This is a genomic window from Cyclobacterium roseum (assembly GCF_010119225.1).
Taxonomy (GTDB): domain Bacteria; phylum Bacteroidota; class Bacteroidia; order Cytophagales; family Cyclobacteriaceae; genus Cyclobacterium; species Cyclobacterium roseum.
The window spans coordinates 62,980-89,268 of the sequence record NZ_WNKF01000018.1; the positions used below are offsets into that span (position 1 = coordinate 62,980).

The 26,289-nt window shown below is 44.2% G+C and carries 25 protein-coding genes; 10 read left to right on the forward strand and 15 right to left on the reverse strand.

The genetic code is table 11. From position 1 onward, the window contains the following. The first annotated feature begins 3 nt into the window (after nt 1-3). The gene (gene coaD, locus GJQ68_RS19485) at nt 4-459 is read left to right on the forward strand and encodes a pantetheine-phosphate adenylyltransferase (RefSeq protein WP_162418946.1); all 456 of its coding nucleotides are present in this window, start codon (nt 4-6) and stop codon (nt 457-459) included. On the opposite strand, the gene GJQ68_RS19490 is transcribed toward coaD, so the two are convergent. Then, on the reverse strand, nt 447-1,136 hold the full coding sequence (locus GJQ68_RS19490) for an NUDIX hydrolase (RefSeq protein ID WP_162418947.1): 690 nt from the start codon (nt 1,134-1,136) through the stop codon (nt 447-449). The two genes, coaD and GJQ68_RS19490, sit on opposite strands and share 13 nt — an antisense overlap. A gap of 83 nt (nt 1,137-1,219) precedes the next feature. On the opposite strand from GJQ68_RS19490, the gene pyrE reads away from it, so the two are divergent. Next, entirely contained in the window at nt 1,220-1,864 is a 645-nt protein-coding gene (gene pyrE, locus GJQ68_RS19495) for an orotate phosphoribosyltransferase (RefSeq protein WP_162418948.1), read from the forward strand. 145 nt (nt 1,865-2,009) lie between these two features. Here pyrE and GJQ68_RS19500 read toward each other — a convergent pair whose 3' ends face one another. Together GJQ68_RS19500 and GJQ68_RS19505 are read right to left on the reverse strand one after the other, a co-directional pair. Next, the gene (locus tag GJQ68_RS19500; RefSeq protein ID WP_162418949.1) at nt 2,010-2,789 is read right to left on the reverse strand and encodes a TIGR02757 family protein; all 780 of its coding nucleotides are present in this window, start codon (nt 2,787-2,789) and stop codon (nt 2,010-2,012) included. Further along, nucleotides 2,789-3,343, reverse strand: a complete 555-nt coding sequence (locus GJQ68_RS19505) for a hypothetical protein (RefSeq protein ID WP_162418950.1) — start codon at nt 3,341-3,343, stop codon at nt 2,789-2,791. The genes GJQ68_RS19500 and GJQ68_RS19505 overlap by 1 nt, the downstream gene beginning before the upstream one ends. A 150-nt stretch (nt 3,344-3,493) precedes the next feature. Here GJQ68_RS19505 and GJQ68_RS19510 point away from each other — a divergent pair, with 150 nt between their 5' ends. Genes GJQ68_RS19510 through GJQ68_RS19520 form a run of 3 tightly spaced genes read left to right on the forward strand, consistent with a single transcriptional unit; the run spans nt 3,494 to nt 6,704 of the window. Next, nucleotides 3,494-5,074, forward strand: a complete 1,581-nt coding sequence (locus tag GJQ68_RS19510; protein ID WP_162418951.1) for a peptide chain release factor 3 — start codon at nt 3,494-3,496, stop codon at nt 5,072-5,074. A gap of 14 nt (nt 5,075-5,088) precedes the next feature. Further along, nucleotides 5,089-5,823 carry an RluA family pseudouridine synthase gene (locus GJQ68_RS19515; protein ID WP_162418988.1) on the forward strand — a complete coding sequence of 245 codons (735 nt, stop codon included), beginning with the start codon at nt 5,089-5,091 and terminating at the stop codon, nt 5,821-5,823. Nucleotides 5,824-5,849: 26 nt separating this feature from the next. Next, nucleotides 5,850-6,704, forward strand: coding sequence for a TraB/GumN family protein (locus GJQ68_RS19520; RefSeq protein WP_162418952.1), 855 nt, complete (start codon nt 5,850-5,852; stop codon nt 6,702-6,704). A gap of 18 nt (nt 6,705-6,722) precedes the next feature. Here GJQ68_RS19520 and GJQ68_RS19525 read toward each other — a convergent pair whose 3' ends face one another. After that, on the reverse strand, nt 6,723-7,421 hold the full coding sequence (locus tag GJQ68_RS19525) for a TVP38/TMEM64 family protein (RefSeq protein ID WP_162418953.1): 699 nt from the start codon (nt 7,419-7,421) through the stop codon (nt 6,723-6,725). An 87-nt stretch (nt 7,422-7,508) separates the two neighbouring features. Between GJQ68_RS19525 and GJQ68_RS19530 the strand changes: the two genes are divergently transcribed. Further along, nucleotides 7,509-8,675 carry a cystathionine gamma-synthase gene (locus tag GJQ68_RS19530; protein WP_262888127.1) on the forward strand — a complete coding sequence of 389 codons (1,167 nt, stop codon included), beginning with the start codon at nt 7,509-7,511 and terminating at the stop codon, nt 8,673-8,675. Nucleotides 8,676-8,679: 4 nt separating this feature from the next. On the opposite strand, the gene GJQ68_RS19535 is transcribed toward GJQ68_RS19530, so the two are convergent. The 10 genes from GJQ68_RS19535 to GJQ68_RS19580 all read right to left on the reverse strand — a co-directional run bounded on the left by GJQ68_RS19535 (nt 8,680) and on the right by GJQ68_RS19580 (nt 20,496). Next, nucleotides 8,680-9,513: a hypothetical protein gene (locus GJQ68_RS19535; RefSeq protein ID WP_162418955.1), complete on the reverse strand. Its 834-nt coding sequence runs from the start codon at nt 9,511-9,513 to the stop codon at nt 8,680-8,682. Nucleotides 9,514-9,515: 2 nt separating this feature from the next. Next, a complete protein-coding gene (locus GJQ68_RS19540) occupies nt 9,516-10,481 on the reverse strand; it encodes a Smr/MutS family protein (RefSeq protein ID WP_162418956.1) in 966 nt (321 codons plus the stop codon). Between the two features lie 337 nt (nt 10,482-10,818). Then, nucleotides 10,819-11,841 carry a virulence RhuM family protein gene (locus GJQ68_RS19545; protein WP_162418957.1) on the reverse strand — a complete coding sequence of 341 codons (1,023 nt, stop codon included), beginning with the start codon at nt 11,839-11,841 and terminating at the stop codon, nt 10,819-10,821. 452 nt (nt 11,842-12,293) lie between these two features. Further along, nucleotides 12,294-12,719, reverse strand: coding sequence for a hypothetical protein (locus GJQ68_RS19550; protein WP_162418958.1), 426 nt, complete (start codon nt 12,717-12,719; stop codon nt 12,294-12,296). A gap of 296 nt (nt 12,720-13,015) precedes the next feature. Next, nucleotides 13,016-13,423: a hypothetical protein gene (locus GJQ68_RS19555; protein ID WP_162418959.1), complete on the reverse strand. Its 408-nt coding sequence runs from the start codon at nt 13,421-13,423 to the stop codon at nt 13,016-13,018. A 488-nt stretch (nt 13,424-13,911) separates the two neighbouring features. Next, nucleotides 13,912-14,787 carry a YihY/virulence factor BrkB family protein gene (locus GJQ68_RS19560; RefSeq protein ID WP_162418960.1) on the reverse strand — a complete coding sequence of 292 codons (876 nt, stop codon included), beginning with the start codon at nt 14,785-14,787 and terminating at the stop codon, nt 13,912-13,914. Nucleotides 14,788-15,430: 643 nt separating this feature from the next. Next, the gene (locus tag GJQ68_RS19565) at nt 15,431-15,595 is read right to left on the reverse strand and encodes a hypothetical protein (protein WP_162418961.1); all 165 of its coding nucleotides are present in this window, start codon (nt 15,593-15,595) and stop codon (nt 15,431-15,433) included. 58 nt (nt 15,596-15,653) lie between these two features. Beyond that, nucleotides 15,654-18,428 (reverse strand): leucine--tRNA ligase, encoded by a 2,775-nt coding sequence (leuS, locus tag GJQ68_RS19570; protein WP_162418962.1) that lies wholly within the window; start codon nt 18,426-18,428, stop codon nt 15,654-15,656. Nucleotides 18,429-18,555: 127 nt separating this feature from the next. Then, the gene (locus GJQ68_RS19575; RefSeq protein ID WP_162418963.1) at nt 18,556-19,500 is read right to left on the reverse strand and encodes a DUF6089 family protein; all 945 of its coding nucleotides are present in this window, start codon (nt 19,498-19,500) and stop codon (nt 18,556-18,558) included. A 90-nt stretch (nt 19,501-19,590) separates the two neighbouring features. Next, complete coding sequence (locus GJQ68_RS19580) at nt 19,591-20,496, reverse strand: mechanosensitive ion channel family protein (RefSeq protein ID WP_162418964.1); 906 nt, start codon at nt 20,494-20,496, stop codon at nt 19,591-19,593. A gap of 215 nt (nt 20,497-20,711) precedes the next feature. Between GJQ68_RS19580 and GJQ68_RS19585 the strand changes: the two genes are divergently transcribed. The 4 genes from GJQ68_RS19585 to GJQ68_RS19600 are packed head-to-tail and all read left to right on the forward strand — an operon-like array spanning nt 20,712 to nt 25,376. After that, the gene (locus GJQ68_RS19585) at nt 20,712-22,253 is read left to right on the forward strand and encodes a bifunctional GNAT family N-acetyltransferase/carbon-nitrogen hydrolase family protein (RefSeq protein WP_162341971.1); all 1,542 of its coding nucleotides are present in this window, start codon (nt 20,712-20,714) and stop codon (nt 22,251-22,253) included. Further along, nucleotides 22,235-22,813, forward strand: coding sequence for a KdsC family phosphatase (locus GJQ68_RS19590; RefSeq protein ID WP_235941809.1), 579 nt, complete (start codon nt 22,235-22,237; stop codon nt 22,811-22,813). The genes GJQ68_RS19585 and GJQ68_RS19590 overlap by 19 nt, the downstream gene beginning before the upstream one ends. Nucleotides 22,814-22,827: 14 nt before the next feature. Continuing rightward, nucleotides 22,828-23,676, forward strand: coding sequence for a 3-deoxy-8-phosphooctulonate synthase (gene kdsA, locus GJQ68_RS19595; protein ID WP_162418965.1), 849 nt, complete (start codon nt 22,828-22,830; stop codon nt 23,674-23,676). Then, nucleotides 23,673-25,376 carry a L,D-transpeptidase family protein gene (locus GJQ68_RS19600; RefSeq protein WP_162418966.1) on the forward strand — a complete coding sequence of 568 codons (1,704 nt, stop codon included), beginning with the start codon at nt 23,673-23,675 and terminating at the stop codon, nt 25,374-25,376. The genes kdsA and GJQ68_RS19600 overlap by 4 nt, the downstream gene beginning before the upstream one ends. Here the strand turns inward: GJQ68_RS19600 and GJQ68_RS19605 are convergent. Beyond that, nucleotides 25,323-26,102 carry a murein L,D-transpeptidase catalytic domain family protein gene (locus GJQ68_RS19605; protein ID WP_162418967.1) on the reverse strand — a complete coding sequence of 260 codons (780 nt, stop codon included), beginning with the start codon at nt 26,100-26,102 and terminating at the stop codon, nt 25,323-25,325. The two genes, GJQ68_RS19600 and GJQ68_RS19605, sit on opposite strands and share 54 nt — an antisense overlap. Between the last annotated feature and the right edge of the window lie 187 nt (nt 26,103-26,289).

Genomic DNA, 26,289 nt, shown 5'->3' on the forward strand with positions numbered 1-26,289 from the left:
CTTATGAAAAAAACCGCCCTTTTCCCGGGCTCATTTGATCCCTTTACCAAAGGACACCATGATATCGTCATGAGAGGGTTAAATCTCTTTGATGAAATCATCATAGGCATCGGGCATAATACGACCAAAAAAAACCGGTATTTTGACATTGATTTAATGGTAAGCAAAATTGAATCGCTGTATACCGGTATTTCTGGTGTAAAAGTAGTAGTATATAATGAGCTTACCTCATCACTGGCAAAGGCCCATGATGCGAAATACTTACTAAGGGGACTTCGAAACACTACGGATTTTGAGTATGAGAACACCATCAGCCAAATGAACCGTTACCTGAATGAAGAATTAGAAACCGTCTTTTTAATCACCAGCCCGGAATTTGCTGCCATAAGCTCAACGATCATCCGGGAAGTCCACCGCTATGGAGGCAATGTAGATAAGTTTCTTCCTTATAAAGTCTGATAAATCCCCGGATGCAGCCTTAAAAACTGCTGATACAAATAACGCATGGAAGGGTATGAATTAATCAAGGCCACCTTGGCTTCCTGGTGATTCATCCACTTGGTGTCTACAATTCCCTCGTCCAGCTGGGGTTTCATCTTCGAATCATCGACACATTCCATACTGTACCAATAGGTCTTTTTTAAAATGCTTTTTCTGTTTTGAGTGTAGGTATGCCAGGTTTTGCAAATGGGGCCGTTTAGCTTTACCTTCACGTTACATTCCTCTTCCACTTCCCTGAGGGCGCAGGCTTTGGGAGATTCCTTTTTTTCAAATTTACCTTTCGGCAAATCCCATTTCCCCAATCGGTGTATAAAAAGTACTTTTTCCCCTTTGGTTACAATCCCCCCAGCCGCCTTTATGATCATAAACCTACTTTTTATAAACGATTTCAACGCTTTCTTTTCCTTCGTCACCAGGGTGATGCTATCCAGATTCTTCAGCTTTCGATGGCGCATCAGATACAATAAGCGTACAATAATATCCCGGGAGGGATCTATAATCAGGACATCATCATGAAAATCCGCCGTGGCTGGCAATTCGGAGGGGTTTTCATACACACATTCAAATGTTTTCTTTGGCAGGAATTCGGAAGCGGCTACCAAATCCAGGGGCTTATCATTGATGAAAATTTTCATAATCAACGCTTATTTTTTCAAAAATGCATTTTTTTTCAAGGCCTCACAACCGTGAGTATGCATTTATTGGTTAATTTTAACTTATGGAAATTTATGATAAAGCCACTGCCCCCCTTATTGCTAAAAAGCTTTTGGAAATAAAGGCCATTAAACTTTCTCCTAAGAAACCTTTTTCCTGGGCATCTGGATGGAAATCACCTATTTACTGCGACAACCGATTGTCGTTATCCTATCCGGAAGTTCGTAGTCTTATTCAGGAAAAATTAACGAAAGCCATTCAGACTCATTTTTTGAATGTAGAAGCCGTTGCGGGTGTCGCCACTGCCGGTATTCCACAGGGTGTTTTGATAGCAGACAAACTGAACCTTCCCTTTGTTTACGTGCGTTCCAAACCAAAAGGTCATGGCATGGAAAACATGATTGAAGGAAAAATTACCCCGGGGCAAAAAGTAGTCGTTGTGGAAGACCTGGTATCCACGGGGGGAAGTTCGCTTAAAGCGGTACAGGATCTGCGAAACGCAGGATTTGAAGTACTGGGAATGGTGGCGATTTTTACCTACGGCTTCGATATAGCAGCTCAAAACTTTGCCAAAGAAAAGGTGAAATTGGTATGCCTTTCCGACTATGCCTCCATGTTGCCGCAAGCATTGGAACAAGGATACGTCTCCACCGAAGACATGTCCGCCCTGGACAGCTGGCGAAACGAACCGGATACCTGGCCGAAATAAAACTGATAATTACTCATTAACAGGGATAAATCTAACGAAATCGTTGCCTATTTTTCAGCAATCAGATGCGCCGGGAATGTTGCCTGGTGCTAAGGAGGCTTTCCCAACGAACCGGTTGCCTACAATTGTTTTAGGCTGATTAAGCTCACTTTTTATTGGTCACTTTTTCCATTACCCCCATCCCAAAGAGAGCGAAATCATATTTGACAGGGTCTTCCGGGTCAAATTTTCTCAAATTGCGTGTCAACTCCAGGGCCGTTTGCCAATCGGTTGCTTTCCTATGGATCAGCCCGAGGGAACGTCCTACCCTGTCTACGTGGAGATCACAGGGGCAAACAAGCTGTGCGGGTGAGAGGCGGTTCCAAATGCCAAAATCCACTCCACAGTCATCCTTTCTCACCATCCACCGTAAGAACATGTTTATCCGCTTGCAGGCGGCCTTTCGCTTTGGCGTGGCCACATGTTTCCGGGTTCGGTGAGGAGCGTGAGCGGCATCAAAGAATAATTCGTGAAAGTTTCCTAAAAGCCGCTCCATAATATCCACTTCCCCTGTCCATCCCGGGGTAAAGGCGGTTTCCAGACTTTCGTGTTGCCGGTAGTGCCGGGACAAAAAATCAATAAAATACAGGGTATCCAGGTCGTTAAACGTTCGGTGTTTGAATTTCAAAAATGGCTTCAGATCGCTTGGCGTATGGTGGCAGAGAAAGTCATGGGGACAATTATCCATCATCGCCATGAGCTCCAGGCTTTTATTGATGATGGTCTTTCGTTGTCCCCAAGCCAGTGTGGCGGCAAAAAAACCAGAAATTTCGATGTCTTGTTTTTTTGCAAACCGATGGGGTACGGATATGGGGTCGTCTTCAATAAAATCGGGGCGGTTATACAAGCTTACCTTTTCTTCCAGAAATCGTTTCAGATCTTTCATCAGGTCAGTGCCACTTCCATCTCGCCACCCTGGGTTCCATCAAACCATTTTAAGTAGACAATGTCATCCCGCTTATCAGAAAGGTGCCAATCAAAGCACTTGATATGCGCTAATTTAACCAGTTTATCCGCTTCCGGCTGGTACAGGCAAATATCAAAATCAGGTATTTGAGCCATTTCTGTGGTGTTCCACTTTTCCAAAAGCAAGCCTTCTTCCAATACAATCACTTTTTTTCCAAAAATAAAATCATCCATCACGGAGGGTATTCCATCTTTTCTCCTGAACTGATAGCATTCCGGCCCAAAAATAATCTGCTTATACAGCTTCCCTTCAATCAGCTCCGACTCGGGGGATAGCTGCTTCCATTCGGACTTATTTTCCATCTCGGGTGAGGAGGTGCTAAATCTGGCCAGAAGGGTAGATATAAATGAAAAAAAGTAGGTGACTCCAATGAATATTATACCAAAGGTAGCCAAAACCGGATAGGTTAAAACAAAGATGGCATTCCAAATGAACTTGAAAAACCTATGAAAGAAATGTTCGATTGTGTTCATGCATTGCCAAAGACGGAAACAAAATTAAAGTAAATAGGGCAAACAAACAAAAATACCCACAAGGGTCATAAAATTGGCCACCAACTGGGTTCCGATCACACATTCTCGACTGATTTACCTACCTTTGCAGCCTGAAAACACCTTTGCCCCATGAGTTTGATTCAAGAGATTGCAAAAAGAAAAACCTTTGGTATCATCGCACACCCCGATGCAGGAAAAACCACCCTCACAGAAAAAATGCTGCTTTTTGGAGGAGCGATAAAAACGGCAGGTGCTGTAAAATCCAATAAAATCGATACGGCTACCAAATCCGATTGGATGGAAATTGAAAAACAGCGGGGAATATCAGTGGCAACCTCAGTGATGGGTTTTGAATACAAAGGACAAAAAATAAACTTATTAGATACACCCGGTCACCAGGACTTTGCGGAGGACACCTATCGGACCCTCACCGCAGTGGACTCCGTCATCATGGTCATTGACTGTGTCAAGGGGGTGGAGATACAGACGGAAAAATTAATGGAAGTCTGCCGGATGAGAAATACGCCGGTCATTTGTTTCATCAATAAGCTGGACCGGGAAGGACAGGACCCCTACGACCTGTTGGATGAGGTGGAGCAAAAATTAAATATCAAGGTGCGACCCCTTTCCTGGCCCATTTCCATGGGTAAATCTTTTAAGGGCGTTTACAATCTCTACGACAAGCAACTAAACCTATTCACCCCTAGCCAGCGAAAAGTAAGTGATGACCGAATCATCATAGAAGACCTTAGTGATACCCAGTTGGACGAAATAATTGGCAGTAACCTGGCGGAGCAATTGCGGGAAGACGTCGAATTAATTGAGGGAGTTTATCCTGATTTTGACCCCAAGGAATACCTGGAAGGCAAGGTTGCGCCCGTCTTTTTCGGCTCTGCGGTCAATAATTTCGGTGTACAGGAAATGCTGGATACCTTTATTAAAATCGCTCCCGGGCCCAAAAGTCGGGTAACGGAGGAAAGAGAAGTAAAACCGGATGAAGATCACTTTAGCGGGTTTATCTTTAAAATCCATGCCAATATGGACCCCAAACACCGTAACCGAATCGCTTTTTTAAGAATTTGCTCGGGAAGGTTTGAACGTAACAAGCCCTATAACCACGTAAAAGGAACCAAAGCCCTGCGCTTTTCAAATGTGACTTCCTTTATGGCACAGGACAAGGAAATCATAGAGGAGGCATTCCCAGGGGATATTGTCGGGCTTTACGACACCGGCAACCTGAAAATAGGTGATTCCCTTACGGATGGCGAAACATTACAATTTAAGGGAATTCCCAGTTTCTCTCCGGAAATTTTCCGGGAAGTGGTGAATAAAGATGCCATGAAAACCAAGCAACTGGACAAAGGTCTGCAGCAATTAATGGAGGAAGGTGTGGCACAATTGTTTACCTTTGAAATCGGTGCCCGGAAAGTAGTAGGTACCGTTGGTCAACTCCAGTTTGAAGTCATCCAGTTCAGGCTCAAGAACGAATACAATGCCACGGCGGATTTTGTACCCATGAACCTGTACAAAGCCTGCTGGATCCATAGTAGCGATAAAAAGAAATTGGATGAATTTGTACGATCCAAACAACGGCATATTGCCCGGGATAAAGATGGGAAATTGGTATTTATGGCCGAAAGTAAGGCCTGGCTACAAATGGTTCAGGATAATTTTCCGGATATCGAATTTCATTACACTTCCGAATACTAATCAAACGGCCCACTATCATGAAAAAACCATTCAATGTAATTTTTGAGGACAATCACCTCCTGGTAGTCAATAAGTCCGCTGGGGTGTTGGTACAAGGAGATAAAACCGGAGACAAGACACTAACGGATTATTGCAAGGACTACATCGCTAAAAAATACAACAAGCCAGGAGCTGTCTTTTTACACCCGGTTCACCGTCTAGATCGACCTGTAAGTGGCATCGTGGTTTTTGCCCGTACTTCCAAGGCCCTGGAACGCATGACAGCCCTCTTCAGAAAAAGAGAAGTACACAAAGTATATTGGGCCGTAGTCAAAAGAAAGCCATCCGAGGAAATGGCCAAACTGACTCATTGGCTGGTAAAGGACAGTGAAAAAAACCTGTCAAAGGCTTACGATAAGGAAGTACCTGATGCCAAGAAATCCGAACTAGGCTATAAAAGAATGGGTAAATTAAATGACCACTGGCTGGTAGAACTTCGCCCGCAAACCGGCCGTCCCCATCAGTTGCGCGTCCAATTAGCCGCCATAGGATGCCCCATAAGAGGAGATGTCAAGTATGGTTTTGCCAAACCGAATCCCGATGGAAGTATAAACCTACACGCCTTTCACCTGGTTTTTGTTCACCCTATCAAAAAAGAAAAACTATTTCTCAGAGCCGCGCTTCCGGAGGAGTCCTTTTGGGAACAGTTTTTGGAGTTTGAGCAGCTAAAGACCGGGGACCGCCATCTGGATCAGACTTTTAGTGGTTAATAAGGTGGCCCATTAAATAATTTCTTATGCTAAAGCGATTCATACTATGCATTTATTTTTTCCTGGTGGCAGTTTCTGCTTTTTCACAGGATGAAGGGGTCTTTTGGAAGATATCCGGCAAGGACCTGGAAACCTCCTCTTACCTTTTTGGCACCATCCATATAATGTGTGAAGACGATTTTCAAATTAGTCAGCAGGTAAGCAAGCGACTCGGGATTGCGGATGCCTTGGTCATGGAGGTAGATTTGGATGACCCTGCACTTTATGGGAACATGATGGAAAACATGTACAATGAAGACGGTCAGAAGATCACGGATTTTCTGTCGGAAACCGAGTACGAGAAAATCCGAAATTTTCTTAAAGAAAGAACCGGAATGGATATGGACCAAATGCAACGCATGCGGCCTATGATATTGATGTCTTTAATTTACCCCAACTTGCTCGAATGTGAAACCATGGCGTTTGAAAGCGAACTGATGAAGTTGGCCAAAGCTGAAAACATTTCGGTACTCGGCCTGGAATCGGTGGATGAGCAACTGGCTTTTTTTGAGCAGATCCCATTAAAGGAGCAGTACCGAAGTTTTTTTAATTACACCGAAAATCTGGAACAAGGAAAAGAAGAGTTTCGAAAACTTCTGTCTAGCTACCGGGAAGAGGACATAGCGCAATTATTGGAATTGGTCACCGAAAGCCCTGAATATATGGATTACAAAGAAGTCCTGGTCGATAAGAGAAATGAAAACTGGATCAAGACCATGGGTGCCATGATGCAAAAGGGAACCATGTTTTTTGCGGTGGGTGCCGGACATTTGGCCGGAGAAAAGGGACTGATCCGCTTGCTTAAAAAAGAAGGGTACTTACTGGAGCGTGTTTACCTATAGCGATCGATTAGCCATGCTTTACCGCTTAAAAAACGAATAAATCCCCCAAAGGCTAATTACCAACAAAAGACCAATTGCCGGATAGTGCCAGGAATAGGTACCGGAGGCCAGGGCCTGTTGGATGCTACTGGCAAGGGTTCCCGTAAAAAAGGCCAGAAAAGTTCTTGGCAGCATTCCCAATAAACCGAACCAGACCACCCGCTGAAGCCCGCTACCCAGCAAAGCAAAAATCAGGTTGGAAATGGCAAAGGGAACCACGGGGCTAATCCGGACAAAAAACACCAGTTTGCCCATTTGATCCTTTTTACGCTCGATGATATCTTTTGCTTTTGGATAGGGTTTCAGTAAATGCTGCAAGCTATCCTTGTTTAAGAATCTCCCCCCAAGATACCCCAAAACACTGGCAAGGCTGTAAGCCAGCACCAACAACAGAAATGCCTGCCAGCCAAAAAGGAATCCGCTGAGTATAGCAAACAAGGTGGTGGGTATCAAGGCCAGCCCCATCAGGAGTGCGCCGGCGATTCCATACAATAATGCGGTATCAGCTGCCCACAAAGACGGAATGAAAAACTCCCCCCAATTCTCATACAGCCAATGTACGATCAGCACACTTCCCAGGGAAGGGACCGTAGCTGTCCATAAAAAAGCAAGCAGCACCCAGGGGTTTCTACGATAGATAACGGTCAATTGCTTGAAAATAGTGGGTTTTTTATTCATCTTTGGGCAAAGCTAAAAATAATACCAACTTTAATTCAATCCAACTGGAGCTTATACACCTTCGGGACAGAAATAAGTGCCAGCAAATTGGAAAATCATTCGCTACTTATGAAATTTGGAACCAAAGCCATTCATGCAGGTATTGAGCCTGATCCCAGTACCGGGGCGATCATGACCCCAATCTTTCAGACTTCCACCTACGTTCAAAAATCTCCGGGCGACCATCAGGGGTATGAATATTCCAGAACCCAAAACCCGACCCGAAAAGCATTGGAAAACAATCTGGCTGCACTGGAGAACGGCAAGCATGGCCTGTGCTTTTCCTCAGGTATGGCAGCAATAGATGCTGTTCTTAAACTTCTCAAACCGGGAGACGAGGTCATCAGCACCAATGATTTGTATGGAGGAACCTACCGGATTTTTACAAAGATATTTTCCAACTACGGCATCCGCTTCCATTTTGTCAATATGGAAGACATGGAGCAGGTCAAACCGCTCATTAATAAAAACACCCGGCTGATCTGGGCCGAAACGCCTACCAATCCCATGATGAACATCATTGACATCAAGGCGTTGGCAGCAATCGCCAAAAATCACGGTATCCTATTTGGGGTCGACAATACCTTTGCCACTCCTTTCCTTCAGAACCCGCTGGATCAAGGTGCAGACCTGGTCATGCATTCGGTCACCAAGTACCTGGCCGGACACTCGGATGTCATCATGGGGGCCCTTGTGGTAAAAGACAGTCAATTAGCAGAAAAGCTGGCCTTTATTCAGAATTCCTGCGGAGGGGTACCTGGACCACAGGATTGTTTTCTGGTCCTAAGAGGCATCAAGACCCTGCACCTGCGCATGGAACGGCACAGTCAAAATGGAAAAACCATTGCTGCCTACCTTAAAAATCACCCCAAAATAGACAATGTCTACTGGCCGGGCTTTGAAGATCATCCCAACCATGCCACCGCTAAAAGACAAATGCGGGATTTTGGAGGCATGGTCTCCTTCACCTTAAAAAACAATCGGATAGCCGATGCCATCAAGGTGCTCGAAAGTTTTAAAGTCTTTGTGCTGGCAGAATCGTTGGGTGGAGTCGAGTCGCTATGCGGGCACCCGGCCACCATGACTCATGCCAGCATTCCAAAAGAAGAGCGCGAAAAGGTGGGACTATCGGATTCGTTGATCCGGTTAAGTGTGGGAATAGAAGATGCCGAAGACCTGAAAAATGACATCGCCCAGGCCCTGGATACCATCTAAGGGATTAATGGAGCATTTTGGTGAATAATTCGCGACACCTTTCCGCTACGGATTGCGTGATTTCCTGATGGGCATTTTGAACCTGAGTAAGTACCAACTGGTATTTTTTACTTACCTTTTCTTTCTGTCCGAGGAAACTACCCAAATGCTGTAGCAGCAACTGACTTCTTTGCCAGCTTTCCATTTGTTGAGACAATTCGTTGATTTGTAGGTGTACTTTGTCGGTAAAAATGGTGTTTAACCCAATACTTAAACGAATTTTTTCCAAGGCAGTAACCCTTTTTAAACCGTTGAAAATTTCATAAAGGGTTTGAGGATCCAGCCTTGATTTGGTGTCAAAATAAAAAAAATCAACCTCTTCGTTGATGATTTGGGTGGTAGCGGTATTGATAGTCAGTACCGACAAGCCTTCTGAATAATGTCTGACTTGATGGTAAAGGTCTTCCCAGTCCTTCAAGGTTATGGACAGTATGATTTCGTAAACCTGGGTATATACCTCCTTTTTATTTTGGGCGATCTGTTTCTCATAATCCCCATAATCGGCCCTTTTTTCTCCGAAATAAGTATCAAATCCCTCCGCTATCAAACGGATATGGTGTACCTTACGCAGGTTTTTATTTAAATACTTGAATGGCGTGAAGGCCCGGGCTACTTGTTGCTTATTCTCAAAATGAACCTTTTCTAAAACCTGCAAAAACAACTTGAAAAAGAATAGCTCCTCCTGTAAATCCAGTGCCTTCCTGGACTTAATCTTTTTTGACAATTCACCAAAAACCGACTTACCGGCATCAAAGTGCCTGTCGAAAACCTGCATAATGAATGGTAAGGTAGATTCCATCGTTATTCATGAATTTTAACAGCGGTTGCACCATAGCCAAAATTTGTTTTCTGGCTATCTTTAAAATATTTTATCCCTTTCATCTGGCTCAGGTAACGGTGAATTTCCTTTCGAAGCACCCCATTCCCTATCCCGTGAATAAACGTAATTTCATCCATCCCGGAGGCAATGGCATCGTTCAAATTCTTTTCAAAAACTGCCAACTGCAACTGTACCATTTCCCCATTACTCATCAAATCGTGATCCTTCGTAAGTTTTTCGATGTGAAGGTCAATGGATGCGGCCGGTCGGCTTACCTTCCTTGCTGGAAAGGTACTGGCATCGGTTGGATTCAGTTCTTCATTCAACTTTTTGACATCCAGTAGTTTTTCCTGCTCATTCAATTTAAAAAAATAAGCCTCTTTTTCAATCAAAGGTGCCTTTCCCTTGTGTTTAAAAAAGGCACTGGCTTTGAATTTCACTTTTCTTTCAATGGGTTTTGGGCTGGCCTCGACCTGTTTATTCAAAGGCACCATTAGGAATTTTAAGGGAGGCCATTGTTCAAAATCCCGAATCATTTTTTCAGCTACCTTCGTGGAGCTACCAGGCTGCAATACGCCTGCTGCCACATTTTTTGAGGCTTCCCCTTGTAGCTCATCCACCGAAAAAAGGTACTCTTTTTTTGTCGTATTGATGAGCAGGACATCATGAACCTGATCGTTATAGGGTACATAAGCTAAAAAAAACCCGCCTTTGTGAACGTTTTCTATTGGTTTGGGCCTGTTTTCTCCAGTATAAATAGCGCCGGATGAGGAAGGTGTGTCAAAATATTCTTTTTCTGCTTTGTCAATGACGACCACTTCCGATTTCATGGCTGGAATCCGAAAACCGTCTTCGATTTCAATTTCCACCTGTCCACCGGACGAAAGCCTGGTAATGACACCCTCTTCTTTTCCATGAAGCAATCTGACCCTATCCCCTATATTCATAGCCTAAAATTACCAAATAGAAAGGGGAAAAGCACCATTATTTCGCAATCCCTATCAAAAATCAGTCAGTGCGCAGAAAAGTGTCCGCAGCCGTTAAAAAATACCAAAATGGTTTTTCCAAATAACTATATTCGCAGCGGCTAGTATATGCGTAGCGGGACCGTTCAGGAAGCTAGGCACTATACCCAATGTTAGGCAATCGTGGTTTCTTTTCTTCCGTCCTTGCGTGGAGAAAGACACACTTATTGACATGTTTTGGATTGTGCGGTTGGCTTGAGCGGCTTGGCAATCCCGAAGGGTCGGGACAATTTGTGTGTGGCTGAGAAGGGTAGGCTGTTTATTCATTGCTATTCTTCTTCTTAGTAATTCGTTTTACTTCCTTGTCAAAATCTGACTCAAAAGCTTTATCCTGCTCTATTCTGAATTTTTGGTATTCTTGTTCCGCTAGTTGCTTTGCGATGGTAGCCGTTACCTTACCTGCATCTTTCAATACTTTGTAATCATTGAATTGGAGGAATCCGTCTAGTTTCCCTATCCAGTCGTTCATTTTCATTGGATTTTGCCTTTCTGCTTGTAGTTCGGCAAAATCCAGGTACATGGTTACGATTCGGTTGAGGTCTTTTAATTCCTTTTCACTGAGATAGTTTTTGGCTACTGAAACATCCGTTTTTAATACTTTTCCAGAAGGAGCACTTTTCCATGTGGTTAATCCCATGTTGGGCTTGTCTGCATCGGCTCGTTGCTTGATGATTTCGGCTGCTGTATGACCTGTAATCGCCCAGTGCAATTTGTTTTGAACGGTCTTATAGAAAGTTTGGGTGATTTCAGCTTTTGGGTCATAATCAATGCTGCATTGAGCGTAGATGTCGGTGATTTTTTGATAAAAACGTCTTTCGCTGGCACGTATCTCACGGATACGCTCCAGTAACTCATCAAAATAGTCTTTACCGAAAATTGCGTGACCTTGCTTGAGGCGTTCATCATCCATCGCAAAACCTTTGATGATGTATTCTCGAAGGGTTTTAGTAGCCCAAATACGGAACTGTGTGCCTTGATGTGACTTTACCCGGTAACCAACAGAGATAATGACATCCAAATTGTAAAACGATGTGGTGTACTCTTTGCCATCATCGGCAGTTGTTCGGAATTTCCGAACAACTGAATTTTCTTCTAATTCTCCCTCTTTAAATACATTGCTGATATGCTCGCTAACGGTTGCTTTAGCCTTGCCGAATAGCTCTTGCATGGCTTTTTGGGTGAGCCAAACCGTTTCGTCTTGTAGCAGTACATCTACTTTTACATCTCCATTTTGGGACGTGTAAAGTATAAATGATGATTGATTAGGGCTTAATTCGTCCATTAACTCACTGTTTGAAGATTACTAGTTTGTTATCCATCGCATAGCCGTTTCCTCATCTTGCTCAATCGCCATTTCTACCGCTTTTTTGGCTGTTGCACTAAACCTACGGTAGTTCCCAAAACTGCTTTTCCATCTATCCCATACCAAATTCAACCCCGGATTTTGATAGGCCTTGGAAAATTATGCCCAGACCACAAAATTATTCTTCCAAAAAAGGTCCTGAAGGCCTAAAAATCCATTCAAAACAGATTTTTTAAGCGATGGGTAATCTCCCCGATACTTTTTTGTCCGGAAAGAGCCACCAGGCACCCACAAAATCCAGACCCAATCCCCATAATAGGTACTTCACCGGTTCCGTGCAACAGCGTTTTCATGCTTGGCTTTTACAAGCCGCACAGCCTGCTCCGCCAGAGCGGGGAAAACTTAGTTGTTGTAGCGCGTTTTTCTATTATTCATTCCAAAAATCCGTCATATTCTTTAAGATGTTTTGGATTGTTTTCAATAATTAATTCATGTGTCCCACAGATGATATGATATGAGTTTTGTGAGTTTCCATGGTCTATTAACATGTAGTAGTCCTTATAGTTTTCTTTGTCAGTGCCTTTGCTTTCAATTGTCGTGGTCAGTAAGTCACTTCTGTCAAGAATTGCGCTACGATGAAACTCTGGGTACTCGTGTCTTTCATTTTTGAGTTTTATGTCACTTTGTATTACATTTTTAAATGTCAGAGTTCCTTTATTGTACCGTAATTTTGCCTCTGATAGATCCACGGGTCTAATGATGTCGAATTTAATTGTTCTTGTCAGGTTAAAAGTCACAGTAACTCGTTCAATGAAGGCACAAAATAATCCAAGGTCATCACGGTCGATATAATTCATATTGTCGGTCATATTTCAAATTTTGACTAACCTCAAATTCTGTTATTAATTATTAATCTTTTGTGTCTTTGTCAAATTTCTCATTTTTTACTCAATTCACATTCCCACATTTGTCGTTTGCTTAAGAAACGAATTCTTGATGTGGGTAATGCGCTACAACGTCCAGGCTTTGGTGCGGTAGGCACTTTCGGAGTGCTTTCCGTCCGGCTAACCCAAACGTAATTCATTGTACTGAATTTTATTTTATTCGCTTTCTGCCCGCTGCACTCAAGCCAAGGTTGTAGCACGTACTTTTTTTATTCTCGGTATGTTTCAAATACGTCAAAGTCATATTCAACATTGCCATTTATTAGCTTGACAATAATATTTTCTCCTGGATTGCTGTCCTCTGGACGAAAAAGAACTTCACTCTCCATGTCCTTTGAGATTTTAATAAAGGTCTTGAGAAATTTGTTCCATTGTTCTGCACTTGAAATCGTCTTAGGATCAAAGTCAAAATGCTGGTCTGAGTTTAAGTAAAAGTAAACTTCTGTCCCAGAGTTGTCGAATTTGAAAATGTAGTCCGAGGTTTTTTCCAGATTTACAATTTTCTCTAAATAATCTCTTATTAGTCCAGCTTCTTTTTTGTCGACAGTAATAGAAGTCAAGTCACACCCCATGTATGAAAAGAGAATTCTGTTCTTTATTTCTGTCCAATCTTTCATTTTCGTATGTGCCACAACTATTGCCTAACCGCAACCCTTGCGGTTATTTCGCTCTTGGCAAGGTAAGTAAGATCTCCTAAAAATAAGAAAAATGCAAGGATCACCAACTAGGTTTTTCATTTCTATTCAGCTTTTCTCCCGGAAAACCCATGACGGTAATCGCGGCGCAGGGGGGTAATTCCAAGGGCCTTGCTCAAATTCCAGCCCAAAAACGGCTGAAATTAGCGCCTGATAGTACCTGTCCAGTTCCTTTTTCTGTGATGGATCTATTCGTAACCCTCGTCCTAATCGCATCATCGGCAATCATTCCATTGATCTTCTGATAAAAAACCGGGTCGGTATTTTCGCTTTTTTCCACTAAAAATTTTCTAACGCTATTCCCTGCTATTACCCGTGTAGCAAGGGCTATACCTCTTTAAAATGTAGCTAGTAAACGATTCCTACCGGAACGATGAAAATGGCATCCTTCTTCTTTAAGGATCCACCGACTACTCCATGGCATGGTGCTCCATTTCGGAATTCAATTCTGCTCCCAGGAGAATGATAAATGTGCTGATAAAAAGCCACAGCATCAGAAAAACAACCGCCGACAGGGAGCCATAGATTTCTCCTAAATTCCAGAAATGGCGGATGTAAAATGAAAATGCCCAGGAAGCCAAAAGCCACAAAATGGTGGCTAAAACGGCACCTGGAATGACCCAATGGAACGTAGGCCGTTTTCTTTCTGGTCCAAATCTATAAATCAGGCCAATACTACCCACCAGAATAAGCCCCATGATCAACCATCGAAGCCAACTGATAAGGCGTTCAATATTATCCGGTAAACCTATTTGTTCGATGATGGAAGGAAATGCCACAATCAAGGCTGCACTTAGAATGATTAAAATAATGGCCCCAAAGGTAAATAGTAACGTAAGCCCATTGTGTTTTAGGATCCCCCTGTGACTTTTGGTCTCATAGGCAATGTTTATTCCCCTAAACAGTGATTTGGTCCCTATATTGCCAATCCAAATGCCCAGCAGAATGGCGAAAACGGTACCCCAGCCCAAGGATTCTCCCGTGGATTTGATAAACTGATCCACCCGGTATTGGAGGATTTCATGGGTCTGCACTGGCAGCATGGAACTGATTTTGGATACCTGCTCCTCTATTTCCTGAGGATCCATGACGAAACCGTAAATGGAAATCAGGGCCATAATGGCAGGGAAAATGGCCAAAAAACCAAAAAATCCCACACCGGCCGAAACAATTACCACATTATTTTCACCAATCTGGTCTTTTACTTTTAGCAATATGGCCTTCCATTCGGAGAACGATAGTTCGAAAATGGATTGAACCTTTTTGTCCATAAATTCTCTGGGCATGTGATTTGAAGTTCAATAGCTTTAAAGAAGCCCCGATCTGGAGATGGAGCTGCCTCTGACAAAATCTTTTTCCAATATACCGTAATTTACTGTGAATCGAACCAAGGTACCCCCCACTTCGCAAGTGGGGGGAGGGACTTCAAAGTGACAAGCTCGAGGTTCGGAACTCGGACCTTGCGGTTCGGAAGTCCCCCATTGATGTTCAGAACGGTACATTTTGACCCAAAAATCAAAATTTTCCGGTTAAAATATAAAAAACCTGACAGGTTGACCGAAGCTTTTCGAGTTTTCTGCTGGAAGAGGGTACTTCGGAAGTGGGGGGGGGGTACTTCGGAACCCGGCCTGTCCCGTTCTGAACCGCAAGCTTGGAGTTCGGAAGTGGGACAATGCAGCTAAAAGGCAGAATAGGATGCCATTTTGGCAGCTGATCCGGGTGAAAAGGTGCCTTTTTGCAGTTAAAAAGCGGATCGTTTCAGTTCTGAACTGCAGTATTGAAGTACGAAATCACCTCTTTGGGGGCAGGAATCGAAAAATGGACGCTTTATTTGGGGACGAACATTAATACGAAACCTTTTCTGTCGGTTAAAATGTACCAGTTCAAGTTCACCCCGCCTGACGCAAAACCCGTCTTATGCCCTGTGTTTTACTTCACTCGCTCTTTTGACTTTCTGGTTATTGGCTTTCTTTGCTTACCTGCTTTTTGTTTAGCAAAGTATTCTTTTATTTCACGCTCTTCTCGCTCGGTAAGCTCTTCACCACCAATAAAGTCAACATCGAGTTCTTTATTGGATTTGCTCTTATTCATCATGGAAATATCTGTTTATAAGTTTTAAACAAACACCATCTCCCGCCTCACCAAATATCCATCACAATACGATATTCACAATCTTGCCCGGGACTACGATGACTTTTTTGGGTGTCTTGCCGGCTATCCATTTTTGCAGGTCCTCGTGCTGCAGGGCTGCTGATTCGATTTCGTGCCTGGAAAGGCTCAGTGACAGCTTGATCTTTGCCCGCATTTTGCCATTGATGGAAACAGGGTATTCATGACTGTCCTCTGTAAGGTATTGCTCTTCCGCTTCTGGGTAACGCTCATGTATGATGGATTGGGCATGGCCCAGCTTCTCCCAAAGTGCTTCCGCTATATGGGGAGCATAGGGGGAAAGGATGACCAATAAAGGCTCCAAAACTTCCCTTTGCTTGCACTTGAGTGCAGACAGCTCATTGACACAGATCATAAAGGAAGAAACCGATGTATTGAAGGCATGACGTTCCACATCTTCCTCCACTTTTTGGATGGTCTTGTGAAGGGCTTTCAAAGCTTCTTTGGAGGCCTTCTCCTCACTCACCTGCCAATTTCCGTTCTGATCGTGGAATAGCCGCCACAATTTCTTCAAAAATTTAAACACCCCATCTATCCCATTGGTATTCCAGGGCTTAAACTGTTCCAAGGGGCCCAAAAACATTTCGTACAGGCGCAGGGTATCTGCCCCATAGCTCTCGATCACATCATCCGGATTGACCACATTGTATTTGGATTTGGACATTTTTTCCACCTCAGCACCGCAGTGGTACTTGCCTTCTTCCAGAATAAATTCCGCATCAGCCAAGTCCGGACGCCAGCGTATAAATGCCTCTAAATCTAATTGGTCGTTATGTACTATATTGACATCCACATGCATGGGGATCACTTCATGGTCCCCGATCAATCCATGACTTACGAAGGTATTACTTCCTTTTTTCCGGTACACAAAATTTGACCTGCCCTGAATCATGCCCTGGTTGATCATTTTCTGGAATGGCTCGGCTATGGGCACAAGGCCCCTGTCATAGAGAAACTTGGTCCAGAACCTGGAATACAACAAATGCCCGGTAGCATGCTCTGCGCCACCAATATACAGGTCCACCGCTCCCCAATAATCTGCCGCTTCCTTACTGACGAAGTTTTCTTTGTTGGCTGAATCCATATACCGGAAAAAATACCAGCTGGATCCAGCCCAACCCGGCATGGTACTCATCTCCAACGGAAACGTTCCCTCAGAAGTAGTATAGGTCCAGTTCTTTGCCCGTCCCAAAGGAGGTGCCCCATCTTCAGTGGGCAGGTATTTATCCACTTCCGGCAAGCGTAGTGGCAACTCTTTTTCATCTATCAAATACGGAAGGCCCTCCTTGAAATAAACGGGCAGCGGTTCTCCCCAATAGCGCTGCCGGGTAAAAATGGCATCCCTCATTTTATATTGGATTTTACCCTTTCCAATTCCTTTTTCTTCCAGAAAAGCAATGGCTTTATCCATGGCTTCTTGCATCTCCATACCAGAAATAAACCCGGAATTCATGATCGTTCCGCCCTTGCCGGGAAAGGAACCGTTTTCCATGCTCCCCTCTATCACCTGGCGGATTTCCAGATTAAAGTGTCGGGCAAAATTATAATCGCGCTCATCATGAGCCGGCACGGCCATCACGGCTCCCGTTCCATAGCCCGCGAGGACATAGTCTGCAATCCAGATAGGGATCCGTTCTCCATTAAATGGGTTGGTGGCATAGCTTCCGGTAAAGGCCCCTGAAATGGTTTTTACGTCCGTCATCCGGTCTCGCTCTGATCGGTTTTTTGCCTGAGAAACGTAGGCTAGGGCCTCTTCTTTTTGATCCTCCGTGATCAATTGACTTACCAACTCGTGCTCAGGAGCCAATGCCAGGTAAGTTACCCCATAAATGGTATCAATTCGGGTGGTAAAAACCTTGATGGTTTCTTCCATTCCCTCTATCGCAAAGGACATCTCCGCTCCTACCGATCTACCTATCCAATTTCGTTGCATTTCCTTGACCGGATCGGGCCAGTCCAGCGAATCCAGCCCTTTTAGTAAACGCTCGGCATAGGCAGTGATCCGCATGCTCCATTGCATCATTCGTTTTCGCTCCACCGGATGGCCTCCCCGCTCTGAATACCCATCTTTCACCTCGTCGTTTGACAGGACTGTCCCCAAGGCTGCACACCAATTTACCGTGGTCTCTGCCAAAAAGGTGAGTCGGTATTGTAACAGTATCTTTTGCCGCTCTGATTCTGAAAAATGCTGCCAATCTGCTTCGCTAAAGTCAGTAGCATCTTCATCACAGACTGCCCTGACAGTACGGCTGCCTTCTTTCTCAAAAATGGAAACCAAATGGCTTATGGGTAGGGCCTTATCCGCATCCAAATCGTAATAGCTATCAAAAAGCTGCATGAATATCCACTGGGTCCATCGGTAATAGTCCGGATCGGAAGTTTGCACTTCCTTTTCCCAATCAAATGCAAACCCGATATTTTTGAGTTGCTCTGTATAGCGTTTGATATTTTCTCCGGTCGTTATAGCAGGGTGCTGCCCTGTCTGTATGGCATACTGCTCGGCTGGCAGCCCAAAAGAGTCATAGCCCATCGGATGCAGGACGTTGAATCCCTTCAACCGTTTATATCGCGTTACTATGTCGGAGGCTATGTATCCCAGGGGATGTCCTACATGAAGGCCTGCTCCGGAGGGATAGGGAAACATGTCCAGGGAATAAAATTTGGGTTTTTCAGGGTCCGGTTTTGCATTAAAAAGCTTCTCTTTCTCCCAACGATCCTGCCACTTTTTTTCTATGGCGCGAAAATTATACTCAGACATGTGCTGTTTTGGTCAGTTTTTTTGGTTATTTCAAAGTCAAAATTATAAAAAATATCTGTATTCATTTTGAATATAGCAGGAGATCTGTGAAAATAGTACAATCAATGGTAGTTAAACCGAAAGAATCTTACCAGAACCTAAATCCCCTACCCCGATATCTAAAAATCCAATTGTCCCAAATGTCCTGAGAAAAGTAAATTTCGGCACCGAAATTTAAGGTGAAATACCCGTCGTACCGTGCTTCAGGTTCATTGAGTCTGGGGTCTCCGCTTCCTCTTCTGGGGGCTCCCCTACTATTTCGAATCATTTCCACATTGGGTTCGCCATTCGGAAGCAGGTACCGCTCCTGCCGGACAGATAAGCGAAGCCGATCCGGATTTTCTCCGGAGATATAATCGGCAATCAACTCTTCATGGTACGCCGAAATATTGTAGGTGCTGATATCGTCCAGGTAATCGGAAAGCGTGAAGCGATAGTTACCCTCTATAAAAAAATCCATGTACACATTTACCTTGTATTTTAAACCCAGGCCCATGGGAAAAACCATGACAATGTCTGAATACAATTCATTTTCGGTTCTCAGCGGCCTTAAAGACACCCATTGATCCCTATACTGTGTTTTGGGATCATTGGTGGTCGCCCCCACGCCAAAAAATACATAGGGATTTAGAAATTCACGCGTAATGTTATATACTTTGACCGGTTTGTAATAATACTCTACCAGAAAGGCCGCTTCCCAGTTCCTGCTTCTGAAATGCAAATCCCTGGGAATCCTGCCGCTCCTAGGATCTGCCTTAACGTCCTGCCCGGAAATTTCAATATAGGTAATGTCTGCTCTGGCTTTTAAGTTCGTTCCAAATGTATACCGCGCACTAAAAGCGGCATTGTAATCCGGCTGTATTCCTTCATAGTATTGCCAAAGGGCGTATAAGTCACCAAAATACTGCGAAGGTCCCGCCTGCAAGGAAAAAGACCAGGGCTCTTCGAATCGAAATCGATACATGCTTTGCGAAAGCAGTTCTTTGGAAGACACAATTAAAAATAAGGCTAAAAAAAATACGGTTCTTATCATATCATAAAACTACTACACCCGATTCCAACCCGAATAATCCGTTGATATTTAACGGCCTAAAGATAAATGAAAAGGGCATAATAAAAAAAATTAGGAAGGTGTAAATTTTTCCAGTCCGGAGCGGATATGCAGGTCTCGCTGGGGAAAGGGGATTTCTACCTGCTCCTCCCGAAATTTTGCGAAAATGGCATAGTAGAGTTGACTCTTTAGCACTTTGGGTTTATTAATGTATTCCGAAGTCCAAATCCTGAGGTTGAAATCGATACTGCTATCGTTATATTGTTCGAAGAGTACATCAGGTTCCGGATATTTTAGAACACCCGTATTGTTTTTGACGACTTCCATCAGTATTCGTTTAATTTTTGCCGGATCCTCCTTATACGAGACTCCAACTGGTATGTTAAACCGGATATTTCGGTCGTTATGCGACCAGTTAATCACCGGATTGTCGATAAACTGGCTATTGGGTAAAATGATGGAAATGTTATCATTGGTGAGTACCATGGTGGATCGGGCAGAAATTTTGATCACATCTCCGTTTACATCATCTACTTCTATCCGGTCACCTACTTTGATGGGCCTTTCGACGAGAATTATCAAGCCACTGATAAAGTTGTTGGTGATATTTTGCAGTCCAAAGCCAATCCCTACACCAATGGCTCCGGCGAGTATTCCCAAGGCACTCAGATCTACATTGCTGTTTTGAAGGATCGTTACCAGGCCAAAGATGATCACCAGGTATTTGAAAATGGTAGCAATGGACTGCCGGATCCCCAGGTCTAGATTATACCGCGCCAATATTTTATTAGCCAGAAATTTTCTGGCTATTTCAGAAATAACAAACAAAAGAATAATGGACAAGGTCAATCCTATGAATAAACCAATGGTCAGCTTGGTCTCGCCGAGCATTAGTAATTTTAGGTTTAAAAACTCATTGAATTTTTCCAAAAAGGCTCCAAAATCGCCATTTTCTATATCTTCTATTATCTCATCCATATATAAAGAAATTAATCGTTAGCCAATCAACACTTCCCTGCTGAAATGGTTGGCAGACCAACACTTCTCATTTTCAAAGTCTTTATCCGGGAAAAAGCATTCCCGGATTTTTATCTGCGTAAATTAGCCTTTTTGTTGAAAAAAGAAGGATAAATTCGCGGTGTAAATACAGCTTTGGCAGTCAATTTAGGTAAATTTGTGCTTAATTTTACGATATGAGTAAGCAAAAAGAAGAACTCGAACACCGACTAAAACTCCGAAACATCAAACTTTCCGATTTTGATGATATTCGTAAAATCATGGTCTCAGCCTATAAAACCCAGGGTATGACCTGGACAAAGGAGGAGTTCGAGAATCAGTTGAATGCCTTTCCAGAGGGTCAGATTTGCCTGGAAGACAATGATAAGGTAGTCGCCGTTGCTTTAAGCCTTATCGTGGATTACTCCAAATACGGAGATAATCATAACTACGATCAGATTACCGGTTACGGGAAATTTGACACCCATGATGAAGATGGAGACACCTTATATGGTACGGATGTATTTGTAGACAAAGAGTACCGTGGCCTTCGTCTGGGCAGAAGACTTTACGATGCCCGTAAGGAACTTTGTGAAAATCTTAATCTCCGATCCATCATTGCAGGAGGCAGAATACCCGGGTACAGCAAATATGCCGACCAGATGTCGCCGCGGAAATACATTGAATTGGTAAAAAACAAGGAAATCTTTGATCCGGTTCTTTCCTTTCAGCTGGCAAACGAATTTCACGTCCGCAAGGTAATCACCAAATACCTGCCGGAAGATACGGACTCCAGGGCCTATGCCACCCTCCTGGAATGGATAAATATTTATTACGAAAAGGACGAAAAACTTATTGGCAATAAAAAAACCATCGTCCGACTGGGGCTGGTACAATGGAAAATGAGGCGGTTTAATGACGTAGACGACCTCATGCAGCAGGTAGAATTTTTCGTAGATACAGTTTCCGATTACAAATCTGACTTCTGCCTCTTTCCGGAGTTTTTTAATGCCCCGCTACTAGCTGAATTTAATAAAATGGATGCTTCGGAAGCTATCCGAAACCTGGCTGATTACACGGAGGAGATCGTCAATCGAATGCGTGACCTGGCACTTTCCTACAATGTCAATATCATTGCCGGCAGCATGCCGGAATACGATAATAAGAAACTTCGCAACGTGAGTTACCTCTGCCGAAGAGATGGCACCATGGACAAACAGTACAAGCTGCACATCACTCCGGATGAACAGTCCTATTGGGGCCTCCAGGGTGGAAACGGGATCAAAGTCTTCGATACCGATGCGGGAAAGGTGGGCATCTTGATCTGCTACGATATTGAATTTCCGGAGTTGAGCCGGATATTAGCCGAAAAGGAAATGGATATCCTGTTTGTTCCCTTTTGGACGGATACAAAAAATGCCTACCTTAGAGTAAGCACCTGCGCGAAATCGAGGGCCATCGAAAACGAATGCTACGTGGCCATTACCGGTTCGGTTGGTAACCTGCCAAGGGTAGAAAATATGGATATTCAGCATTCGCAAGCGGCCATCTATTCGCCCTCTGACTTCTCCTTCCCTCACGATGCCATCATTGCGGAGGCATCGCTAAATACGGAAACCACCATTGTAGCGGACGTTGACCTGGATTTATTGACCAAACTCCGCAAAGCAGGCAGTGTGAGGAATCTGGCCCAACGAAGATTAGATCTTTACTCCATCCAATGGAAAAACAAAAGGTGATGGACTATTATCGGCATGTAAGTAAAGATACCCTGGACCGGGCAAAAAAAATCAAACTACTTCTTACCGATTTGGACGGGGTGCTCACAGATGGGGGAATTCTTTTAGATGACCAGGGTATGGAGTACAAAAAATTTCAAGTAAAAGACGGACAAATTATTCGCTACCTACAGGAAACCGGAATAAAAGTCGGTGTTCTTTCCGGCAGGGAAGTAGCGGTCTCCAAAAAGCGTTGTGATCAAATGAAGGTGGATTTTCACTTGCATGGCGTAAGGGACAAGTGGGGCACGGTAGCGGAAATTTTAAGAAAAACCAACACTTCCACGGCGGAGGTGGCCTACATAGGCGACGATCTGATCGACCTGGAGTTATTGCAAAAAGTGGGCTTATCAGCCGCACCGGCTGATGCCATAAATTACATATGCGATCAGGTCCATTATGTCACCTCGAAACCCGGAGGCAGGGGATCCTTTCGAGAACTGGCAGACCTGATCCTGTTTGCCCAGGGCAAACTGCACGCAATTATTTCCACCATTTCCCAACCTGACTCAGGACATTAACCCAAATGCTAGCAATGAAAAGAAGTTCGTACACCATGACCATTCGGAATCAACTGATTTTAGGGGGAAATAAGCCAGTATTGTTTTCCGGTCCCTGCGCGGTGGAAAGCCTGGACATTTGTCTGGAAATCGGAAGCAAGGTGAAAGCGTATGCCCAAACCCATGGATTTGAATACGTTTTCAAGGCCTCCTTTGATAAGGCCAACCGGACTTCCGGAAATTCCTTTCGGGGCATTGGCTTTGATCAATCCCTCAAGGTGCTCGAAGAAGTAGGAAAGCGACTGGGAGTCCCCTTACTTACGGATGTACACGAAAGCTACCAGGTAGAATCCGTGGCTTCTGTCGTAGATGTCATCCAAATCCCAGCGTTTTTGTGTCGGCAAACCGATCTCTTACTAGCCGCTGGGAATTCGGGAAAAGCAGTCAAAATAAAAAGGGGGCAATTCATGGCCCCGGAAGACATGCAGTTCGCCGTAGATAAAATTCGCTCCACGGGCAATCAGAACGTATGCCTGACAGAGAGGGGTTTTGCCTTAGGCTATCATAATTTGGTGGTGGACATGCGAGCGATACCGATTATGAGGCAGTTTGCCCCGGTGGTGTTCGATGTGACCCACAGTGTGCAGCAACCCGGCGCCAACCTGGGAAGCAGTGGTGGGCAGCGGCAAATGGCTCCCTACCTGGCTCGTGCAGCCGGAGCTGCAGGGGTAGATGGTTTTTTTATAGAAACCCACCCCGAACCTTCCAAGGCACTTAGTGATGGCCCCAACATGGTGCCGCTTTCTCAAATGGAAGCATTTCTTGGTATGATCAGAGAGGCCTGGGAGATGGGTGACCGATATAAAGATTTTTCACTGATATGAGCACAGTTATTGGTTTCCGGGTACTCCTTCTTCTCCTTTTATCGATTCTGTCGGAGGTGACCTTTTTCCCAATAAAGGCTTTTTCGAACGATGCCCCTATTGCGTTGGAAATCAGATCCCTGCTGGAAGGAAACGAAACCCAGATAAGCGTTGCGAACAACCCCTCCCCTATCCATTCCAGGTCTACTCTGCTCACCTTCTACTCCGAGAGAGCCTTTCTTCCCGGATGGTCGGTTGCACAACAACCCACATGTAAGGCAAGGGACCTTCAGTATTTAATCCGCCAGGCGGGGTTCGATGGGTTGCTGCCTGAGGATTATCACCTTGAAGCGATCAACACTCTTTTTGATAAAGACATGGCGGGAACATCCCTTTCGGAAAGAGAACTTGCCCTGCTGGATATTCTTCTTAGTGATGCATTCCTTTTGTATGCGCATCACCTATATAAGGGAAAAGTCCATCCAGAGCACCTGAATGGGATTTGGGACATCCGAACGAAACAAAATGAACCCAGCACCTTGGGAAGATTAAACCGGGCACTTTCAGGCACTCATGTCAAAGAGGAGCTCCTGAGCCTGCGTCCAAAATTCGGCATTTACGAAAGGATGCGGCAATCCATGAAAAAACTAAATGGATTAGAGAAGGCGTACCACCAAAAAAATTGGATCGCTTTCTCCGTTGAGGAACCCCTGGAAGTAAATCAACGAAACGAACACGTCTCACAAATACGGGAGAAATTGGTTTTCTGGGGAGACCTGGAAAGCTACCCGGTATTAGCGGAGCAAAGGGATAAATACGATAGCATAATGGCCGAAGGCGTTAGGAGATTTCAACGTAGAAATGGCCTTCAGTCGGATGGGGTACTTGGCCGGGCTACCCTTGAGGCCCTGAACCAGAGTCCGGAACAATTAATGGATAAGGTAGCGGTGAACTTGGAGCGTCTGAGGTGGCTGCCGGATACCACGCTACAGGATTTTATTCTGGTAAATATCGCCAATTATTCCATGGATCTAATCCGTAATAGGGACACCTTGCTTCATTCCAATGTAATTGTTGGAAAATCTTACCGGAAAACACCCGTGTTTAATGCAAACATGAGCTACCTGGTTTTTAGTCCTACCTGGACCATTCCCCCCACTATCCTAAAAAACGACGTGCTACCTGCTATCCGGAAAAATATCAATTATCTGGCCCAAAAAAATATGCGGGTGATCGATCATTCAGGACAGGAAATCGACCCTACCACCGTGGATTGGCAGCAAATGACCGGAGCCAATTTCCCCTACCTGATCCGGCAGAATCCTGGCCCTCAAAATTCCCTGGGATTGGTCAAATTCATGTTCCCCAATTCCTACAGTGTTTACATTCACGATACCCCTTCCAGGGAATTGTTTTACAGAGAAGACCGGGCACTGAGTTCCGGCTGCATCCGCATACAGAAGCCGTTTGAATTGGCCCAATTATTATTGAAAGACCAGCCCCGTTGGTCGGATGAACGGATCCGGAGTGCCATGCAGCAAAAAACGGAACAAATCGTCAGACTAAATCAAAAGATTCCTGTTATCATCCTTTACCTCACCTTTTGGACCGATTCCAATCAGATACAAAATATCCGAAAGGATATTTATGACCGGGACAGTGAACTATTAAAATTGCTGCAGACCCCTCTCACTAGCAGCGTTATGGGAGAGCAAAATTGATTTTTCCTTATAAGATTCCTGGCTGGCATGAATGTAAAGACAGCTTTTGTCCCGGATCAGATCGATCACCTCTTCGTGGTTTTCCTTTGGAAGCGCGGGACAGCCCAGGCTTCTGCCTAACCTCCCGTGCCTCTTAACAAACGTTTCGGTTGCATAGTCAGCCGAATGAATTACGATAGCCCTGGTTCTGGCCTGATCATTGATCCCCTCTTCCAATCCATCCAGACGTAACGAAGCCCCATGTTTGCCCACATACCTCTCTCCTGTAAGGTAAAAGCCCAAGCTGCTCATAAAACTCTCCGATTTATTGGAAAATTTTCTGGCCAGTAATTCCCCGGAATTCCTGCCGTGCGCAACCAGCGATTCATGGGTCAGACTTTTAGTACCCATGTCGATGATCCATAATCTCCGTTCGGTAGACGGCAAATCAAAATCAATGATGGTAAGGGGTTTGCCCTCTGGCAAAACTCCTTTTTCGAGCAAAATACGATATCCTTGAACAGCAACCTTCAAAACCTCTTTCCGTAATGCCGGCGCTTGTTTTTTTACATTTGTCCAAATGCTTTCTACCAATTCAGGGGGGCTCTTGCGTTCCGATGTCCCTAGCTGCGCCGTAGCCTTTAAATCCGACACCGACAAGTTCGCATCGCCAGAAGAAAACACGGGGCTGGCGAAAAAAAGAAGAATAAATACAAGTTGTTGCATGGAGTAAGTTTTTAGTTTCATGCCGGGTCAGGATAAAAGGATCCGCCACCAAAGGTAGCTTAATAACAGCATTTGAATTCGGTTAAGTTTCACGCCGCTTATTTATTTTGATGTTTTTCTTTCGCTTAATATTTTTTTTTAATTTGAACCCAACAGGCTTATTTTCTTGTTGTTTCGCTTGAAAAACGCTTAACATCAAACGATTTGT

Bases quoted from the DNA above. Each gene is read 5' to 3' on its own strand.
- coaD (WP_162418946.1), top strand. From the start codon at position 4: ATGAAAAAAACCGCCCTTTTCCCGGGCTCATTTGATCCCTTTACCAAA.
- GJQ68_RS19490 (WP_162418947.1), bottom strand. From the start codon at position 1,136: ATGAAAATTTTCATCAATGATAAGCCCCTGGATTTGGTAGCCGCTTCC.
- pyrE (WP_162418948.1), top strand. From the start codon at position 1,220: ATGGAAATTTATGATAAAGCCACTGCCCCCCTTATTGCTAAAAAGCTT.
- GJQ68_RS19500 (WP_162418949.1), bottom strand. From the start codon at position 2,789: ATGAAAGATCTGAAACGATTTCTGGAAGAAAAGGTAAGCTTGTATAAC.
- GJQ68_RS19505 (WP_162418950.1), bottom strand. From the start codon at position 3,343: ATGAACACAATCGAACATTTCTTTCATAGGTTTTTCAAGTTCATTTGG.
- GJQ68_RS19510 (WP_162418951.1), top strand. From the start codon at position 3,494: ATGAGTTTGATTCAAGAGATTGCAAAAAGAAAAACCTTTGGTATCATC.
- GJQ68_RS19520 (WP_162418952.1), top strand. From the start codon at position 5,850: ATGCTAAAGCGATTCATACTATGCATTTATTTTTTCCTGGTGGCAGTT.
- GJQ68_RS19525 (WP_162418953.1), bottom strand. From the start codon at position 7,421: ATGAATAAAAAACCCACTATTTTCAAGCAATTGACCGTTATCTATCGT.
- GJQ68_RS19535 (WP_162418955.1), bottom strand. From the start codon at position 9,513: ATGGAATCTACCTTACCATTCATTATGCAGGTTTTCGACAGGCACTTT.
- GJQ68_RS19540 (WP_162418956.1), bottom strand. From the start codon at position 10,481: ATGAATATAGGGGATAGGGTCAGATTGCTTCATGGAAAAGAAGAGGGT.
- GJQ68_RS19545 (WP_162418957.1), bottom strand. From the start codon at position 11,841: ATGGACGAATTAAGCCCTAATCAATCATCATTTATACTTTACACGTCC.
- GJQ68_RS19550 (WP_162418958.1), bottom strand. From the start codon at position 12,719: ATGAATTATATCGACCGTGATGACCTTGGATTATTTTGTGCCTTCATT.
- GJQ68_RS19555 (WP_162418959.1), bottom strand. From the start codon at position 13,423: ATGAAAGATTGGACAGAAATAAAGAACAGAATTCTCTTTTCATACATG.
- GJQ68_RS19560 (WP_162418960.1), bottom strand. From the start codon at position 14,787: ATGCCCAGAGAATTTATGGACAAAAAGGTTCAATCCATTTTCGAACTA.
- GJQ68_RS19565 (WP_162418961.1), bottom strand. From the start codon at position 15,595: ATGATGAATAAGAGCAAATCCAATAAAGAACTCGATGTTGACTTTATT.
- leuS (WP_162418962.1), bottom strand. From the start codon at position 18,428: ATGTCTGAGTATAATTTTCGCGCCATAGAAAAAAAGTGGCAGGATCGT.
- GJQ68_RS19575 (WP_162418963.1), bottom strand. From the start codon at position 19,500: ATGATAAGAACCGTATTTTTTTTAGCCTTATTTTTAATTGTGTCTTCC.
- GJQ68_RS19580 (WP_162418964.1), bottom strand. From the start codon at position 20,496: ATGGATGAGATAATAGAAGATATAGAAAATGGCGATTTTGGAGCCTTT.
- GJQ68_RS19585 (WP_162341971.1), top strand. From the start codon at position 20,712: ATGAGTAAGCAAAAAGAAGAACTCGAACACCGACTAAAACTCCGAAAC.
- GJQ68_RS19590 (WP_235941809.1), top strand. From the start codon at position 22,235: ATGGAAAAACAAAAGGTGATGGACTATTATCGGCATGTAAGTAAAGAT.
- kdsA (WP_162418965.1), top strand. From the start codon at position 22,828: ATGAAAAGAAGTTCGTACACCATGACCATTCGGAATCAACTGATTTTA.
- GJQ68_RS19600 (WP_162418966.1), top strand. From the start codon at position 23,673: ATGAGCACAGTTATTGGTTTCCGGGTACTCCTTCTTCTCCTTTTATCG.
- GJQ68_RS19605 (WP_162418967.1), bottom strand. From the start codon at position 26,102: ATGAAACTAAAAACTTACTCCATGCAACAACTTGTATTTATTCTTCTT.